Genomic DNA, 17,191 nt, shown 5'->3' with positions numbered 1-17,191 from the left:
TTTATCAGATTTATTCAAGACTATAATAAGTACAACGAAAAAAAGACCCCCTGTAATCTCTGAAAGTTGAACCAGGTAGTCTTTTGACAGGCTGTAAACTCAGTATTCATACGTTGTCTGTGTCCGAACCATGTCTATCGGTTTTTTAATCGTGATCAGGCTTATAGAGCGGATCCTGCGAATCCAATGGACGGTATGGATGAATCACGCAGGAGACAACCGGTGAATTTTCCTTTTCGTATTCTTCCTGTAAGTAATCAAAATAGGTTCCAGGAGTGATCACACCTCTCATGCTTAGGATATCCGCTCCAATCATTCCCAACATCAGATCAGCAAATACGACACAGTTTTCTCCAAGAACCCAATAGGTTTTAAAACGTCCTTTTCGAATCTTATAAAATTTGGCTCCTGTTCGATAATGCAGCCGGCATCCATAATCGGACTCATAATCCCGAAAATGAAGATATCCATCTTCTCTTTCGATTCGGGTATACCACCTGTAGGAGGAATCGCGTAAATTCTGAATCAGATGATCCATCTGCTTTTCCTGTTCTTCGGTAATCTGGATGCCATACTCAAAGATTGTATTGTGCTCATATTGAATAATATTTGGCAGGTACAGGCAGAGCGGAACATTGAAGTATACTCCATCACCCAACAGTCCTCCTAAACGATCCGAATCATGATCATAGTTACCATAAGAAAATACAATATCCTTATAGGCAAAGGAGAAATGGCCGACTTTCTGAAACCCTTCCGGTCCAATATGAACCATGGCTTTCAGGATTGGCTCTTTATCGCTTTTTAAAGGATAGGTTTCAACATCCATCCCTTCCTTGAAATGGTTATTGATTTTTTGCAGAGTCCAGTCAGGGATCAATGCGGCAAAAACCGTCGGTAATGAAATATGAAATGTTCTTTTCCAGGTGTAGTTTGGATTGGTCAGATTCTGGATATCGGAAACGTAACGAATAGCCAGAAGTATGAAGTAGCACCCGAACAGCCGAATCAAAAATTCTTTTGAAATTCTCGGCGTGAATAACAGCAAAAAACCAATCATGATATATGCAGCTGAAAACATCCAGTTTAACAATGGTCTGCGCACACTTTCATAGATATAAATTCCCTGCTGAATAAGCATCGAGATCCCCATCAGCATCGAATAGGTTCCAAATGAAACTCGAATGACCCACTCTGGAATCATCGATGAAAACATCAGGACACTCGCAAAGGCAAAAGCCAGTACCGCAAGTAAAAAATGTCGAATGGAATGTCTGGAAAATCCTTTAATGACCAGTCTGAATCCATTGAATAAAGAAAAGATCAAAGCCGCATCCATGAAGAAATCCCAGACGATTCGCGGATCGAATACACAAAGAAATCCGACGATGAATAAGATAATAATTAAAATGATGCGAAAGATTCTGTCGAGTTTTTTCTGGCGCATTCATATCTCCTTTCTTTATCTGTTTATGGACTATTTCAAGAAATCTTTACCGGTATCCAGATATCAAAAACAAAAAAACCTGCATCGAATAAAAATCCGCTTCAATTTATTTCGATGCAGGATTCAGTCATTATATTTAAATGTTTATTATTTCTGCAAAAAGTCCAGATTGATTTTGACGTTTTTTTGACTTCTCGTGTTTATTATTCATACCAATCTTCATTATTTATACAGCCATTGACCATCATGTAAATCGGCTTTGAATACATAGAAGCCGCCCTGAATCGATTGTAACAATACCTGCTCTTTCATTTAAGAAATGGTTGGAAAGAGTAAGAACTGATGATTCACTTAAAAAATGATGATCTAACGGATATTGAAAATTTTCCAATGAAATCGTTGATTCTCCGATTGAGAAAAAAGAAATGTGATCTGCATTGGATGGAATTTCATGAACTCCTTCATTCAGGATCCAGGCTTTCTGCATTTCATCTTCGAGAATGATTTTATTAAACCGATAACTGATCAGCCGAAGATTGGCATAGGTATGATCGAGTCTTCCAGAAATACCACCCCATAAAATAATGGATTCATATGGATGAATTGAATCAAATTCCATAGCCAGCTTCATAGCCAGTTCAGAATCGGAATAATCTTTTCTGACAGGATACAAAATGCTTTCCTCTGGAATCGTTTCGCCTTCTTCAAGGGAATCAAAGTCTCCAAGTGCTCTTAGGACTGGCAGACCTGCTTCCATGATTCGATAGACGCCTGAATCAATTCCAATATAGTCTGCCTGATCATCGATGGGAAAATTCCTGGCGTGCGGAGTAATCAGATACAGAGTCTTTCCAGTGCTCTGTAATCTGGCAGTTCGGGTTCTACTTAAATCCATGGATTTTACTTCTTCCTGCACAGGACACAAAGAGCCGTTTTGAACTAATTCTGTCATCGTAATGAATCAACGGCATCGCAGATATCGTTTTTAAAGACATAACTTCCTGCGACCAGAACATCTGCACCAGCTTCCCTGGCCAGTTTAGCCGTCTGATCATTGATTCCACCATCAATTTCAATTCGATAGCCAAGATGGTGATTCTCTCTGTAATCTTTCAGCCAGGAAAGCTTGGGCAGCATATCCGGCATAAAGGACTGTCCTCCAAATCCAGGCTCTACACTCATCACCAGGACCAGATCCATTTTATCCAATACCGGTTCCAGAATCTGTACAGGTGTTTTAGGCTTTACAACTACTCCAGCCTTAATTCCACATTTGTGAATATGATCGAGCAAATCCGAAACCTTCTTCATATCATTTCCCAGAGCTTCACAATGGAAGGTGATCAGGTCCGCTCCAGCGTTTGCGAAAATATCCGAGAAGAAGACTGGATCGTTGACCATCAGATGAACATCAAGATAAAGCGGACTGGCTTTTTTGATTCCTTTAAGAAGATCTGGTCCAAAGGTCAGGTTAGGAACAAAGTGTCCATCCATGACATCAAAGTGCAGCCACTGGGCTCCCGACTTTTTGACTTCATCGAGCTGAGATTGAAGATTTGAATAATCCAGGGACAGAACACTTGGAGCAATAATGAGATCATCCATTTTAATTTCCTCTTTTTCTTTCAGGTTATTCCTATATATCGAAAACTGTAAATTTTCTATTCTGATTGACTGACAGAATTTACAAGCTGCATCTGATCAGCATACTATGAATTTTTCAGGAATGCAGATCAGAATACTGCTTATTGGCTTTCTGTTGATTAAGACAATGAGTTGATTTTCAGATATCAGTACTGTTTTTTCTTCAGATCGGCTTCAGTCAGAATCTGATAATAATCTTCATAGATCGAAGGGTTAATTCTGCCTTCCTGTAAAGCTTCTTTCACCGCACAGCCTGGTTCCTTAAGATGTCGGCAGTCGGCAAAACGGCATTCACCAATATATTGTTCAAAATCAGGAATTCGACTGTCAAGATCACTGACATCAAGCCGCGTAAAATCAAGAGAAGAAAAACCAGGTGTATCCGCCACTAAACCACCAGCCACTGGATGCAGTTCACAATGTCTTGTCGTATGTCTTCCGCGTCCGAGTGCTTTAGAAATTTCCTGAGTCCGCAGATGAAAATTTGGATCCAGGCGATTGAGCAAAGATGATTTGCCAGCTCCGGATTGTCCGCAAAGAACGCTGACCTTATCCTTGAGAATTTCTTCGAGTAATTCATCATCGCTGCCCGGATGAGAATAGAAAACATCGTATCCTGCTTTTTCATACCACCTAAGATCTTCCTCAATCTTTTTACGGCTTTCTTCATCCATCATATCCGACTTGGTCACGACAATTCTTGGACGGATATTGGCTAATAAGGAAAGAAAAATTAATCGATTGAGCAGATGCTCAGAATAATCAGGATCCTTCATACTCGTAACGATCAAGGCCTGATCAACATTCGCTACAAACGGCCGCAGCAGATGATTCATTCTGGGTAAAACATTCAAGATGATCGTCTGATCATCTTTATCTTCATATTCCACCAGGTCTCCCACTGCCGGTTTAAATTTCAATCTCTGCTTGCCGCGGACTGCAGCGACTGAAATTCTCTGATCATCCTGAATCGTGTACTGATTGGAGATAATTTTTATAATTCTTGCTTTAGGCATACTTGGATCGCTTTCCTGATTTAATCATAGAGAATCACCACACTGTCGGTTCCTTCCTGAGTGTATTCCGTTCCTACTGGAGGATCAGTGTAAGTTACCTGACCACTTCCTGACGAAGGACGAATCACAGCAGCAATTCCTCGATCATTTAAAAAATCCTTGGCTTCCTGGCTTCCCATACCGATCAATTCTGATGGAATCACGATGGTTGGATACTGAGAAACCGTGAAAATTATTTTCTGATTGCCAGTTGGATCGATTCGATCTCCTGGATTGAGTTCCTTTTGGGAAAGAATGATCCCGGGCAAGGTATTGGCCGCCCCCTGATATTCCACCTCGATATCGAGTTCAACTCCGTCCTCATGAAATTTATTCACTACATCCTGCATATACTGACCTGTGTAGTCTGAGATTAGATAGGAAGGCCCTTTGGATACAATCAGAGTGATGGGATCCTTCGTTGAAATCACCTGGCCGGCTTTTATGTCCGATTCAATAACCCGTCCAGGATCAATGGAATCAGAAACTTCCTTTTCGATCAGAACCTTGTCCGTATCAAAACCAGCATCAGCTAAAATCTTTGATGCCTGTTCTATCGAAGTATCGGCCAGATCCGGAAAGGTCTCATAACCCATAATACCTGAAATCTTAATAACTCCTGTTCCGACCAGAGTGATGCAGATCACACAGGCCAGAACAGCTCCAGCGCATCCAAAAATCATGGCTCTTGCCAGTCCAGACTTCTTTTTGGGCTGTGGTTTTGGAATGATTCTTTGTGAAGACGATTGATTGATTCGTGATCCTTTATAATCTGTCAGATTGTCTCTGAGATTGTTTCTTTTTGAAGAACTGATTGCGGCGCTCTGTCTTGAAGTCAGATTTCTCTGGGTTGATGCAGAGGTTTTGGCGGCAACAGTCTTTTTGGACGTCGTTATTCCATCATCTTTTTTAGCCGAAGGCAGAGCATTCAATCTTTGAGTTTTTAATACCAGTGGTTTTTCATTCTTTCTTCCAAAATCGAGACAGTGTTCAAGGTCTTCCTGCATTGCCGCTGCACTCTGGTAGCGTTCGGCAGGATCCTTGGCACTGGCGCGGATTACGATGTTTTCAATGCTCTGAGGGATCTGGGGATTAAACCGGCGAAGACTTGGAAGAGGTTCTGTCATATGCTTTAAGGTGATTTCAGCCGGATTATTTCCTCGAAAAGGAACCTGACCCGTCAGAAGTTCATAAAAGACTATTCCCATAGAATAAATATCAACCTTTTCATCCGGCATCATCCCTTGAGCGGATTCCGGAGATAGATAATGAGCTGAACCCATAACGGCATTATTATGGGTTAAGGAGACTGAACCATTGGCGATGGCAATCCCAAAGTCGGTAATTTTGAGCGTTCCATCAGATTTAACCAGAATATTCTGTGGTTTGATGTCGCGGTGAATAATCTGATGATGGTGGGCTGAAACCACGGCTGAAATCAGCTGTTTCATCATTGATAAAGCTTCCCTGTAATCCAGAGCTCCTCTTCTGACGATCAGCTGCTTGAGTGTCTGACCGCGAATATATTCCATCACAATATAATGAAGGCCATCACTTTCACCGACATCATAAATATCTACTACATTCGGATGCGAAAGGCGGCTTGCAGCTGAAGCTTCTCTGGTAAAACGAACCAGAGTCATTGGATCTTCTGAGAGCTTAGGCCTTAAAACTTTAATCGCAACTTCACGATTCAGAATTTCATCATGAGCCAGATAGACATCTGCCATACCGCCCTGCCCGATTAAATTAAGAATCGTGTAGCGCGAAGCTATGGTATGAAGTGTCTTATCCGTCATTGCGGTCCACCAGAATCACGGTACAGTTGTCGTGACCCCCTGCTTTATTGGCTAAATCAATCAGAATCTGCGTTTTTTCTTCCAGTGGAGCCTTCAAGGACAGAATCGATTCGATCTTACCATCTTCGACATAGCCTGAAAGCCCATCAGAACAGATCAGCAGCATCCGATAATCGGATTTTATTTTATTGACATCAATTCGAAATACCCGCCACACGCCAAGCGCATTGGTCAGAGTATTCCTTTTTTTATGGTGAATTGCTTCTTCCGGAGTGATTTTCTGCTGATTAATCAATGATTGAATGACCGAATGATCTTCAGACATCTGAATCAGCCCATCTTCATATAAAGCGTACAGTCTTGAATCCCCTACATTAAAGATGTAGGTACCAATCGAGGTAATCACAGCTCCAACCGCCGTTGTTCCCATACCACGGTTTTTCTTTGACCACATACTTTTGGCAAAGATCTGATCATTGGCCCGGTTGAGAGCCAATCGTAACCATTCATCCACTTCATAATCTTTTTTAAAAGGCTCAGCTTCCTGAAATTGATCTCCAAGCAGAGTTACTGCCAAATTACTGGCTACTTCTCCGGCAGCAGAACCGCCAATTCCGTCACATACGGCAACAAGCAGATCCCCGTTTGGATTTTCAGTTATCAGGAAGCTGTCTTCGTTGACCTGACGGCTTAACCCGATGTCACTTAAACCAAATGATTTCATTTCCTTCCCTTTCTGATTTCCTTAATCCGCAGCTGACCACAGGCCGCATCAATATCTGAACCATGTTCCTTGCGGATCGTGACTGCGATTTTTTCTTTCTTGAGCACATCATAAAACTTCATGGCTTCTTCCCGATTGACTGGTCTGAACCCATGTTCATCCACTGAATTATATGGAATTAAGTTAACATAACAGTTATAGGGTCTTAATAGTCTGGCCAGTTCTTTTGCATCCTCAACCGAATTATTCACGCCGTTTAACAGAATATATTCAAAAGTTAAGCGTCGATTGTTTTCTTTTGTGTAATAGTCAATGGCTTTCATCAGTTCTTCGAGCGGATAGGCTTTATTAATTGGCATCAATGAATCCCGAAGCCTGTTGTTTGGTGCATGAAGGGAAACGGCAAGATTGTATTGATAATGTCCATCCGCAAATTCATAAATCTTTGGAACGACTCCACAAGTCGAAATGGTGATATGTCTGCTTCCGATAGCTAAACCGCGGTCGTGATTTACAGTTTTTAGAAAATTCATCACATTTTCATAGTTATCAAAGGGTTCTCCAGTACCCATGACGACAATATGTGAAACTCTCTCATTGGATCGATCAAGTTCCTTCTGGATGGCCATGACCTGAGCGACCATTTCTGAGGCTTTCAGATTCCGGCTTTTCTTGGTCAGCCCCGATGCACAGAAAGCACAGCCCATATTGCATCCAACCTGTGAAGAAACACAGACAGAATTTCCATAATCAAAAACCATCATCACGCTTTCAAGCAGCGCCCCATCTTCCGTACGAAAAAGAAATTTACGGGTCCCATCTTTGGCGATCTGCTGACGAACGAGCTCAAGGGGAGTAAATTCAAACTCTTCACTTAAAGCTTTTCTGGTTTCCTTGGAAAGATTGGTCATTTCTTCAAAGGAGTCTACCCGGCTTTTGTAGAGCCAGTTATAAATCTGCTGAATTCTGAATTTTTTCCATCCTTTTGATACAGCCCAGTCTTCCATCTGTTCATAAGTCATATCATAGATGCTTTTTTTTCTCAGACTTTGTTCTGGGTGTTCAAGAAGAGAAACAGGATTCTTTTCCATTTCAGGCGAAACGTCAATCTGTTCATAAATATTCTGAATTTCCTGAACTTCTTTCTGAAGGTTCTCGTTCTCTTTATCCATACTTAATCCATCCTTTGTCTAGTATCAATGTTGAATTAAATCACAGTAAATTTTAAATACATAAATATCATATTTAATTAAATTGTAATTAAATAATAATATCGATTTCGGTGATTATTGTGCTCAAACCTCACTAATTTGGTTTAAGGCTCATTATTTATGTTTGTTAAAATATAAATTATGTGAATAAATTTGTTAATTATTTTTTACGAATCATTCTGGCCATATAAAATCCGTCGTGATTTCCATCGGGATAAAGCGTCTGCTGTTCATCCAGTTCAAAATCCGGATGATTCTTAAGGAATTTTTCGACCTGCTTTTCGTTTTCTTTTTTATTCAATGTACAAGTGGAATAAACAAGTCTTCCTCCAGTCTTCACAGCTTCTGATCCCTTTTCAAGCAGTTTAGCCTGAAGCGGAATCAACTGATCCATATCTTCAGGATTCAGCCTTAATTTCATATCTGGTTTTCTTGCCAGAACGCCATAACCTGTACATGGAACATCACACAAGACAAGATCATAATCCTTTGTGGGTTCAATCATTGTTGAATCAGCAGCCTTCGCGCTGATATTGGATAAATGCAGACGGTTCATATCCTGCTCAATCAGTCTGGCACGATGTTCATGCAGATCATAGGCATCGATATGACCTAAATTGTTCATCTGTTCCGCCATGATCATCGTCTTGCTGCCAGGCGCTGCGCAAAGATCTAGAACCTTTTCATTTTCACTTGGATTTCCATAAAGAGCGATAGCATAGCTGCCAGGATCCAGAATGGAAATCCGGCCTTCCCTGTAAAGCGGATCATTGGCTACTGAAGTTTTAGGATAAACATATAATCCATCCTGTACTTTTTGCCAGGATTCAATTTCTTTTCTTGATGCGGCTGTCTGATTGGTTGGGTTAATGGCTGCATAGACAGGAAGCGTATCAAGAGTAGCTTCAGCAAAAGCTTTTGCCTCTTCCATGGAATACTGCGCTTTCCACATTTTTACAAGCCATTCTGGAAGCGAAGTTTCCAGAGCCAGAGCCTTTATTTCATCTTCAGGAAGATCAAAGTATTCCCTGGTAACTTTGCGAAGAATGGCATTAATAAATGATGCCTGTTTTGATGAATTCTTTTTTACCAGATCCACCGCATCATTGATGACTGCATATTCTGGAACTTTATCCAGAAACAGCAGCTGATAGGTTGAAAAGGTCAGTAAAACCTGAAGTTTTCCTGAAACTTTCGTTTTTGCAAAGCGCTGCCAGGCTGCTTTGCAATAGACATAATTCTGCAGAGTTCCATAAAAGATTCGGCTGGCTAAGGCTCGATCTTTTTCCGGCAATTCCTGCAGATGATTTTTAAGATACAGATTCGAATACGTCTGATGAAGAACCACTTCACATAATGCATTCCACAGCCATTCTCTCATGATTATTCCTCCAGCATCATTGGATTCACATTGATCTCCAGTTTGACCTGCCGACTCTTTTCGTGATGTTTCTTCGCCACTTGCCAGCAGGTATTTCTTAAATTTTCAATCGACTTATCTTTAATCAGAATTCTGATACGGCTCTTTTTTTGACGCATGCTCAATTCGAGCGGTCCAAAAACATTAACACCCTGCTCACGGAGAGTTTTTACCCATTGATCAGCCATCGAATAGGCTAAAGTCGGATCTTCATGGATGAAAACCAGGCTGGCCATATAAATATATGGCGGATAAGTTCCAAGGTGCCGATAATTCATCTCCCGCTTAAAGAAAGCCAGATAGTTATGATGAACAATCGACTGCATGACATAATGTTCCGGATTGTAGGATTGGATATAAACTTCTCCTGGATATCTTCCCCGTCCGGCTCTGCCGCTGGCCTGTTCGAGCATCTGATAAGTCGTTTCAGCGGCTCGATAGTCAGCTCTGACTAAAGCGGCATCCGCCTGCAGGACTCCTACAAGAGTTACCTTTTCAAAATCAAGGCCTTTTGCGACCATCTGCGTTCCAATCAGGATGTCTCCATCCGCTTCAAAATCATTGAGCAGAATTTCATGGGCGTTCTTTGTTCTTGTTGAATCGGCATCCATTCGAACGATCTTCGCCTGAGGAAACAGATCCCGAACATTTTCTTCAAGCCGCTCCGTTCCCAAACCAACCACTGACCAGTTTCGCTTATGACAATTCGGGCAGACTTCAGGAACCGGATAATGCCTGCCGCAGACATGGCAGACTAAAGCCTGTTCTTTTTTATGATAGGAAAGAGGAATTCCACAATCTTCACAAAGCAGCACTTCCTGACAGGAAGCGCACTTCATCACTGGAATAAATCCGCGGCGGTTCAGAAGCAGAATTGTCTTTTCCTTTCGTTCGAGCCTTTTTTGAATCTGTTGGATTAAAGGAACACTGATTCCGCCAATGTTTCTTTCGCTTTTCATATCGATTAAATGAATCGCAGAAACGGTATTGCTGATTCTTCGTTCCATTTCCACCAGCTGATAAATTCCCCGAGCGGCTCTGGCATAGGAGTCCAAAGACGGTGTCGCACTGGCCAGGATCAATGGACAGTGCCAATAGTTGGCGCGAAAGATCGCAGCATCTCTTGTATGATATTTTGGTGTATTGTCCTGTTTATAGCTTGAATCATGCTCTTCATCCATGATGATGAGACCTAAATTCTTAAATGGAGTAAACACCGCCTTGCGGGTTCCAATTACGATCCCATAATCCATCAGCAAAGCCTTCTGATATTCAGAAGCCATTTCTGCTTTGGTTAGCCGGGAATGAAAAACCAGGACGGGAACATCAAAACGGCTGCAGACTCTTTCAATCATCATTGGAGTCAGTGAAATTTCCGGGACCAGGAGCAGAACACTCTTTTTTTGTTCGAGCGCTTTCTGGGCCAGGCGAAAGAAGATTTCCGTTTTGCCACTTCCTGTTACCCCATGCAATAAAAACGGGCGATGATCCCCATGCTCAATGGCAAATAAAGCCATACGCTGCGATTCAGTCAGCTCAGGAGGCTGCTTCAATTTTTTTTGATGAACAAGCTGATAAGTCTTCAGCTTGCTTTCAAGCCGAAGAAGCCCCTTTGCCTCAAGAGTCTTGATAATACTGGCTGAAAACTCTTTGCGAGCTTTGGAGCGGATAATTTCCAAAGGAAGAGCCTCATAGATTTCCTTTTGTTTTTTAGTCAGTTTCAATCGCTGCAGCTCATCTTCAGGAATCGGATCCTTGATCAGCCAGGTTTCAAACACTTCGCCACCCGCTTTGCTGGCTGGTTTGTAGGCAGCAGGCAGCATTGTCTTGAATACGGACATTAAAGAAGAAACGCTGTCTTTTGAAAGCTCAGAAGCCAGGTCAAAAAGCTCTCCATTTAATAATGGATGTTCATCAACAGCTTCTATGGCATCAAGTATTTCATAACTGGTTTCTGGTTTGGTCTCTGAAACTTCAATGACAAGCCCCATTAAGATTCGATGAGAAAACGGAACGCGGATTCGGCATCCCTTTTGAATTGGAAATGAACAGAAATAAGTAAAAGGCCTGTTCAATGACAGGACCTCGTGTTCAATCATAACTTGGACATAGGACATATACCCCAATTATAACAAAATGAAAAAAAGCTGCTTCCTTGCCGAAAACAGCTTTTTTTCTTATTGAATCGTATCCTATTGAATACGAAATGATTCGTTGAGTTCAGTCCAAAGATTCACATTATCTCAGGAACAAGAAAAAACTGACCAGTCCCTTCAATGGATGAAGCATTCTTTTCCTGATTAATAATCTCTTTTTATATTGGGAAAGTAGTTTTTCAGATTTGCCTGATCTGTTATCACGGGAGTAATTTTTCCATTCTTACTTGTCGCAATTACAGTTACTCCTGGTCCATGACCTGAAGAAAATGAATCAGAATGGACGATCACACCAATACTCATGGCTCCTTTTTTTAAATGTGGTCCATACTCACAGTCATGATCTTCAATCGCAATGATATCTCCAAACCGCAGACCATTTAATCCAAGTTGTTCGTTGATCTCTTTATCCTGCGTCATGATGTCATAATCCCCCATCATGATTGTCGAAGCGCCCAGTCCGCTGCCCATTAATGCCGCTGGAATGATATGAGTCACAGGAAAGAGTAAATTTCCCATTTCATCCAAGGTAAGTTCCATTGCTTCAAGCAGATCTGGATCAAGATTCATAAAGAAGACTTCGGGACACTCTTCCACTTTTAAACCCTGCCCAAATCCCTGAATAAAGAAAGTTTCGTTACCTTTCATTTTTTCTAAATCTTCCTTATCAAAATAGGCCATGGTATGATCCACACCACCGTGCGTTCCAGTCACAAATCCTTTAGCACCAGCTGCAGGTCCGCTTAGGCATTCCACTTCATTACCCACACAGGAAAGAAACTGAACGGCTCCATTTTCTCCTGAATCTGAAGCAGCCATGGATACACCAGGTTCAATATGGTCGCCAGCCAGATCCATACAGTTGTCACCAATCTGATGAGTATAGGTAACCCCACCTGTCGAAACACAAATTCTGGCTTTTCCATCAAAACTTCCTCGGTATCCCTTGATTTTTGGATGATCGACTTTGGCATTTAAGGACTGTCGAACAAGTTTATCCTTATTCATGGTTAATGTCATACTGATTCCCTCTTTCTTTTCATATTCTTATTTTTGTCTTGTTTCATATTCCGTAGATCCGCTTTACATTGCTGTAAGACTTATTTGGTTTGAATACATAAACCATTCTCAATTCAATTTGACAAAATCCGGATTATCTCTGAGCCATGAAAAAGCAAAAACTGCAGCCGCACTTGGTGTATCCAGAGCATTTCTGAAGTCGTTTCCATACGGGATACAGATCCGATGATCACAGGCATTTTCAAGTTTTGGCGATATTCCGCGCAAGGCCCCGCCTATAATTCCAAGAACTGTTGGCTCAAAGGAATAATCAAACAATGAAACAGGATCTTTACGGCTGGCGCAAAACATTGGAATCTGACTTAATTTCTTAAATTCTATCAGCTCATCTTCATTCGCAATTATGGACAGATTCATTTTCTCCCAGGCGCCAGCAGAAGCTTTAAGAATCACTGGATTCGACCAGCTCCAATCTCTTTCATTTAAAATAACCTGACTGCAGCCTGCTGCATATAATGAACGAATGCTGCTTCCTAAATTATACGGATCTTCTAGGCCAGAAAGGTAAATAATCAATCCATAGGCTTTTGATTGAAGATTCAGTTTTTTCAGTTTTCTAGGAAGAGCAATCAATGCAATCCCTCCGCAATTTGGAAACTGTTCCTGAATTACTCTGGCTCCAAGCAGAGTTACCTGTACATGATTTCTTTTAGCCAGCGAAATGATATACGCAAAGTCCTTACTGCGTTTATCCTGATTGACATAAAGGATTCTGCAGTCCTGAGGCCTGTTTTCAAGCACAGCCTTGCAGGAAATACCTCCAGTATAAATTACAGTATCCGAATCAGAAAAATCTTCTTTATTTGGTTTTCGAATGCTTAATGAAGCTTTTTTTTCGTCCATTGGTCAAACTCTTCCTTCCTGTTGAATCACTCGAAATTCAACCGATTAGTATTATTGTCAATTTCCAGAACCTGGCTTGTCAAGTAATTGCCAAACTGGGATTAAACCTTTGGTGTCATCAAATGCTGCCTGAAACTCGGCCAAAATGATAAAGTCTGCTTACCTGGAATGTCGAATCAAAATAAGCCGGAAAAATGTCTTTGAAACAAGAGCTGCAGATTGTTTTACAGGGAATCAGTAATGGAAAAAATCGTTTCTTTTTCTTACGTTCCAAACGAAATAATTCTCGATTTGGTACACTGTTATCGATTGAAGATGTAAAATTGGAAATCCGGTATAAACGAACTGAATACGACAAGAGGTCTTCGTCGGTAAATCACTGTAGGATATGACTCCCGAATTCAGATCAATGCCTGTTAACCATGAATTACCCCCGTTTCAGTTTTACATCTGATGATTTTTAAGGCAGGTGTTTATGAAACTTTTTGATATGAGAAATGAGATCCACCGCAAGATCTTCATTAACTCAGCTTCACTGATTATTGCCATATTGTTTTTCCTTCTATTGTCCAGACTGAATGATATTTCCACCTTTATTGGAAAAACCACTTCGGTTCTTTCGCCGTTTATTTTAGGGTTTGGAATAGCCTTCGTATTGAATGGACCGGTCGTCTGGTTTGAAAACCGGCTTTACCCATTGAACATGAAAGATTCAACAAAGCGAGTTCTTTCAGCAGCAATCGTATTTGTTTTAACTTTTCTGTTCATCATTTTCTCATTCTGGGTAATTGTTCCATCCCTGATCGATTCAATCCGTGGATTCCTTGAAAATATTACCGGTTATACAGAGAGAATTGAGCAGTTGCTTCTTGGGGTTTCTGAGAGCATGAATCTGGATATCACTGGAATCTTTGATGCCTTCAACTCCTTAAATATTCCAAAAGCAATCACAGATCTGATGCAGAACCTTTCTTCTCATGTGATGTCCTATTCATTTGACATGATTCATTTCGTGACCAATACAGTCATCGCATTGGCTGCAGCTTTCTATATGCTTCTTGATAAGGAAAACTTATTGAGGATGGGTAAGGAACTGATTTATTCGGTCTTTGGAAAAGAAAGAGCCAATTACATCTCTTTGTACTGCATGGACGTCAAAAATGTCTTCCAGCAATACATCATCGGCAATTTACTTGATTCATTGATTGTTGGAATTGTCTGCTGGATCGGAATGCTTCTGCTGAAGATTCCATATGCTCCTATGATCGCCTTTATTGTTGGAGTGACCAACATTATTCCCGTGTTCGGTCCATTTTTAGGAGCTATTCCAGTCGGCATCATTTTATTTATTGTTAATCCTGTTTATTGTCTGGAATTTGCATTATTTATCCTGATTCTTCAACAGGTGGATGGCAATGTGATTAAACCGATTATTCTTGGCGATAAAATGGGTATTTCGGGATTCTGGATTCTGTTTTCCGTTTCGATTGGCGGATCGCTGTTTGGAATTGCGGGTATGCTTTTGGGAGTTCCAGTATTTGCTTTGATTTATGAAGGAATCCAGGATTTAATGCAGCATCAATTAAAGAATCAGGGGATCAAAATACCTAAGAATTCAACGGTCATTCGCTAAAGTCTGACTGATTCATTCTGATTGAAAACTTTCCCAGCAACAAAAGCATTAAGATAAGAGTGATATTATTCAGGTCCTGTTTGAAATGAAAATCGAACAGGACCTTTTTTCATTTTATCTTGTTTTTATACGAAGTTTAGATCGAGTCCTGATAAGCACTGTTTATGAGAGAATTTAAATGAAAGTGAAGAAAATGCAGATTGAAACAAAAAGATTATTGCTCAGAGAAATGAATCAACAGGATTTTAGCGCACTATTCAATATATTCTCTGATCCAGAAACAATGAAACATTATCCCGCGCCATTTGATAAAAAACGAGTTAAAGATTGGATTGAATGGAATATTCAAAATTATAGGAATTACGGATTTGGATTATGGAGCGTTGTCCTGAAAGAAACCGGTCAGGTGATCGGAGATTGTGGAATCACCATTCAAAACATCAATGGAGATTTACTGCCGGAAATTGGCTATCACGTTCATAAAAATTATTGGAAAAGAGGTTATGGAAGCGAAGCAGCCAAAGCAGTCAGAGACTATGCCTTTCAAAATACAGATTATGAGATTTTATACTCGTATGTGAAGTATACAAATCTTGCGTCCGCTTCAACCGCTCAAAAGATTGGGATGAAAAAGATCAATGAATTTCCTAATAAGAAAAATAAAATTTCTTATGTTTATGCCCTGACTCGAAGTGAATGGCTCGACCACCAAGAACTGCCTTTTAGGACAGCCAAAGAGCACTCTGATCCCTCTTATCAGAAAGTCTCCTCAGCCAGCAAATCAGAATTGGATTAGAGTTCATTATTTTCTATAAAAAGTAAAGACTTGTCTTAATCAAATGGTTTATAAATTGTTAAATTATTTGGTCTGTTACTCAATATAAGTGCTTGCATGAAAACTTTGACCTTCAATAAGGTGTTCGGTTTGATTAAAGCCACGCTTATCCGATATAAATGAGTCATGGAATTATTTATACATATGTTTGAGCATGCATTCGAGCACTCAATCGAAGATACCTGGACGATGATTCCGATCCTTTTTCTGGCTTATTGCCTGATCGAATATTTTGAAAGAAAGCCCTCAAAAGATGATGGTCTTTTCTGGAATCTTCAAAAATTCGGTCCGATTTTCGGTGCAGCCCTCGGGCTTTTACCCCAATGCGGATTTTCCGTACTGGCTGCCATGCTCTATCTTCAGAAAAATATCACTCTTGGAACGATGATCGCAGTCTTTATCGCAACCAGCGATGAAGCCATTCCAATCCTGATCAGCGAACCGCAGCTGATCCCATCCTTGATGGTTTTACTCGTTCTCAAGTTCATACTGGCTGCAGCAGCCGGCTATCTGACAGACAAAGTTCTTGTCCGTCACCAGCATGTGATTTCGTTCAATGATTTGCCTGAAGATGAAGAGGAAGAAGATTTCGAAGAGGATCAGAATGATGTCAGTTCGTGCCCATGCTGCTATCCTCAATACCCTATGTGGCTGTCCGTAACGATTCGGACACTGAAGATCTACTTTTTTATCTTTATCACAACACTAGTTTTAAACCTTTTGATTGAAGGAATTGGTGAAGAAAATCTTTCTGCAATCCTTTTACATGGTTCCTGGCTGCAAATTCCTCTGGCCGCTCTGTTTGGTTTTATTCCAAACTGTGCCGCAACAGTCGTATTATGCCAGCTGTTTGCTTCCGGTTCATTATCCTTTGCAGCTTTATTTGCAGGTCTATGCACAAATGCTGGTCTGGGCTTATTGGTTTTCTTCCAATATAGTCCAAATAAAAAGATTTTCTTTAAAACGATAGCAATCATTTTTATGGTTTCAATTGCAGCTGGTGCTCTAATTGGCTTAATTCAAACCATGTTGCCGCTCTAAATAGATTACAAAAGAACAGTATCTTTAGCAATGTCATTAAGTTAAGCAGATAGAAGCGCGAATTGCTCCGCACTTCATCGTGGTGTTCAGAATCTACCAGAAATTTTTATCTGGAATCAGCCATTTTTCGGCTTCAAGCCTCACGAATACGATAAAAACTGAGTGATTTTCCGCACTTTATCGCCTCTTTTTCAAAATTAAGGCATACTGAAAACAGCGATAATGTTCTGTTATCGCTTCGGGATTATTTCTAATCTTGGAAACAGGCTATTTCCAGTGCGAGGTTGAAGCGCTTGAACTTTT

At 40.7% G+C, this 17,191-nt stretch carries 14 protein-coding genes; 3 read left to right on the top strand and 11 right to left on the bottom strand.

Going from position 1 to position 17,191, the window contains the following annotated elements:
• Window positions 1-145: 145 nt before the first annotated feature.
• From BO222_RS04910 to BO222_RS04860, 11 genes are all read right to left on the bottom strand, one after another.
• Window positions 146-1,447, bottom strand: a complete 1,302-nt coding sequence (locus BO222_RS04910; protein WP_075818905.1) for a hypothetical protein — start codon at window positions 1,445-1,447, stop codon at window positions 146-148.
• A 244-nt stretch (window positions 1,448-1,691) separates the two neighbouring features.
• On the bottom strand, window positions 1,692-2,342 hold the full coding sequence (locus BO222_RS04905; RefSeq protein ID WP_075818903.1) for a thiamine diphosphokinase: 651 nt from the start codon (window positions 2,340-2,342) through the stop codon (window positions 1,692-1,694).
• Between the two features lie 53 nt (window positions 2,343-2,395).
• Window positions 2,396-3,052: a ribulose-phosphate 3-epimerase gene (gene rpe, locus BO222_RS04900; protein WP_075818901.1), complete on the bottom strand. Its 657-nt coding sequence runs from the start codon at window positions 3,050-3,052 to the stop codon at window positions 2,396-2,398.
• Window positions 3,053-3,237: 185 nt separating this feature from the next.
• Window positions 3,238-4,107 (bottom strand): ribosome small subunit-dependent GTPase A, encoded by an 870-nt coding sequence (rsgA, locus tag BO222_RS04895; RefSeq protein WP_075818899.1) that lies wholly within the window; start codon window positions 4,105-4,107, stop codon window positions 3,238-3,240.
• Window positions 4,108-4,127: 20 nt separating this feature from the next.
• Window positions 4,128-5,945: a Stk1 family PASTA domain-containing Ser/Thr kinase gene (gene pknB / locus BO222_RS13455; RefSeq protein ID WP_075818897.1), complete on the bottom strand. Its 1,818-nt coding sequence runs from the start codon at window positions 5,943-5,945 to the stop codon at window positions 4,128-4,130.
• Entirely contained in the window at window positions 5,935-6,669 is a 735-nt protein-coding gene (locus tag BO222_RS04885) for a Stp1/IreP family PP2C-type Ser/Thr phosphatase (RefSeq protein ID WP_075818895.1), read from the bottom strand. The genes pknB and BO222_RS04885 overlap by 11 nt, the downstream gene beginning before the upstream one ends.
• Window positions 6,666-7,760: a 23S rRNA (adenine(2503)-C(2))-methyltransferase RlmN gene (gene rlmN / locus BO222_RS04880; RefSeq protein ID WP_075818950.1), complete on the bottom strand. Its 1,095-nt coding sequence runs from the start codon at window positions 7,758-7,760 to the stop codon at window positions 6,666-6,668. The genes BO222_RS04885 and rlmN overlap by 4 nt, the downstream gene beginning before the upstream one ends.
• A gap of 280 nt (window positions 7,761-8,040) precedes the next feature.
• Window positions 8,041-9,261, bottom strand: coding sequence for a 16S rRNA (cytosine(967)-C(5))-methyltransferase RsmB (gene rsmB, locus BO222_RS04875; RefSeq protein WP_075818893.1), 1,221 nt, complete (start codon window positions 9,259-9,261; stop codon window positions 8,041-8,043).
• Window positions 9,262-9,263: 2 nt separating this feature from the next.
• Entirely contained in the window at window positions 9,264-11,375 is a 2,112-nt protein-coding gene (gene priA, locus BO222_RS04870; RefSeq protein WP_158024557.1) for a replication restart helicase PriA, read from the bottom strand.
• Between the two features lie 225 nt (window positions 11,376-11,600).
• Window positions 11,601-12,476 carry a DUF4438 domain-containing protein gene (locus BO222_RS04865; RefSeq protein ID WP_075818889.1) on the bottom strand — a complete coding sequence of 292 codons (876 nt, stop codon included), beginning with the start codon at window positions 12,474-12,476 and terminating at the stop codon, window positions 11,601-11,603.
• A 108-nt stretch (window positions 12,477-12,584) separates the two neighbouring features.
• Window positions 12,585-13,379, bottom strand: a complete 795-nt coding sequence (locus BO222_RS04860; protein ID WP_075818887.1) for a TrmH family RNA methyltransferase — start codon at window positions 13,377-13,379, stop codon at window positions 12,585-12,587.
• Between the two features lie 475 nt (window positions 13,380-13,854).
• Here BO222_RS04860 and BO222_RS04855 point away from each other — a divergent pair, with 475 nt between their 5' ends.
• The 3 genes from BO222_RS04855 (at window position 13,855) to BO222_RS04845 (ending at window position 16,888) form a co-directional block, all read left to right on the top strand.
• On the top strand, window positions 13,855-15,012 hold the full coding sequence (locus BO222_RS04855) for an AI-2E family transporter (protein ID WP_075818885.1): 1,158 nt from the start codon (window positions 13,855-13,857) through the stop codon (window positions 15,010-15,012).
• A gap of 178 nt (window positions 15,013-15,190) precedes the next feature.
• Entirely contained in the window at window positions 15,191-15,808 is a 618-nt protein-coding gene (locus BO222_RS04850; RefSeq protein ID WP_075818883.1) for a GNAT family N-acetyltransferase, read from the top strand.
• 183 nt (window positions 15,809-15,991) lie between these two features.
• Entirely contained in the window at window positions 15,992-16,888 is an 897-nt protein-coding gene (locus BO222_RS04845) for a putative manganese transporter (RefSeq protein ID WP_075818881.1), read from the top strand.
• The last annotated feature ends 303 nt before the right edge of the window (window positions 16,889-17,191 follow it).

The sequence above is a fragment of the Ileibacterium valens genome, from assembly GCF_001945525.1.
Classification (GTDB): Bacteria; Bacillota_I; Bacilli_A; order Erysipelotrichales; family Erysipelotrichaceae; genus Ileibacterium; species Ileibacterium valens.
Note: the sequence above shows the minus strand (reverse complement) of the source record. Positions and strands in the feature narration are given on the sequence as shown.

Excerpts from the sequence above, each read along its gene's own strand:
- rsgA (WP_075818899.1), bottom strand. The coding sequence starts at position 4,107 with ATGCCTAAAGCAAGAATTATAAAAATTATCTCCAATCAGTACACGATT.
- BO222_RS04865 (WP_075818889.1), bottom strand. The coding sequence starts at position 12,476 with ATGACATTAACCATGAATAAGGATAAACTTGTTCGACAGTCCTTAAAT.
- BO222_RS04845 (WP_075818881.1), top strand. The coding sequence starts at position 15,992 with ATGTTTGAGCATGCATTCGAGCACTCAATCGAAGATACCTGGACGATG.
- BO222_RS04860 (WP_075818887.1), bottom strand. The coding sequence starts at position 13,379 with ATGGACGAAAAAAAAGCTTCATTAAGCATTCGAAAACCAAATAAAGAA.
- rlmN (WP_075818950.1), bottom strand. The coding sequence starts at position 7,760 with ATGGAAAAGAATCCTGTTTCTCTTCTTGAACACCCAGAACAAAGTCTG.
- rpe (WP_075818901.1), bottom strand. The coding sequence starts at position 3,052 with ATGGATGATCTCATTATTGCTCCAAGTGTTCTGTCCCTGGATTATTCA.
- rsmB (WP_075818893.1), bottom strand. The coding sequence starts at position 9,261 with ATGAGAGAATGGCTGTGGAATGCATTATGTGAAGTGGTTCTTCATCAG.
- BO222_RS04910 (WP_075818905.1), bottom strand. The coding sequence starts at position 1,447 with ATGCGCCAGAAAAAACTCGACAGAATCTTTCGCATCATTTTAATTATT.
- BO222_RS04885 (WP_075818895.1), bottom strand. The coding sequence starts at position 6,669 with ATGAAATCATTTGGTTTAAGTGACATCGGGTTAAGCCGTCAGGTCAAC.
- BO222_RS04850 (WP_075818883.1), top strand. The coding sequence starts at position 15,191 with ATGAAAGTGAAGAAAATGCAGATTGAAACAAAAAGATTATTGCTCAGA.
- BO222_RS04855 (WP_075818885.1), top strand. The coding sequence starts at position 13,855 with ATGAAACTTTTTGATATGAGAAATGAGATCCACCGCAAGATCTTCATT.
- BO222_RS04905 (WP_075818903.1), bottom strand. The coding sequence starts at position 2,342 with ATGGATTTAAGTAGAACCCGAACTGCCAGATTACAGAGCACTGGAAAG.
- pknB (WP_075818897.1), bottom strand. The coding sequence starts at position 5,945 with ATGACGGATAAGACACTTCATACCATAGCTTCGCGCTACACGATTCTT.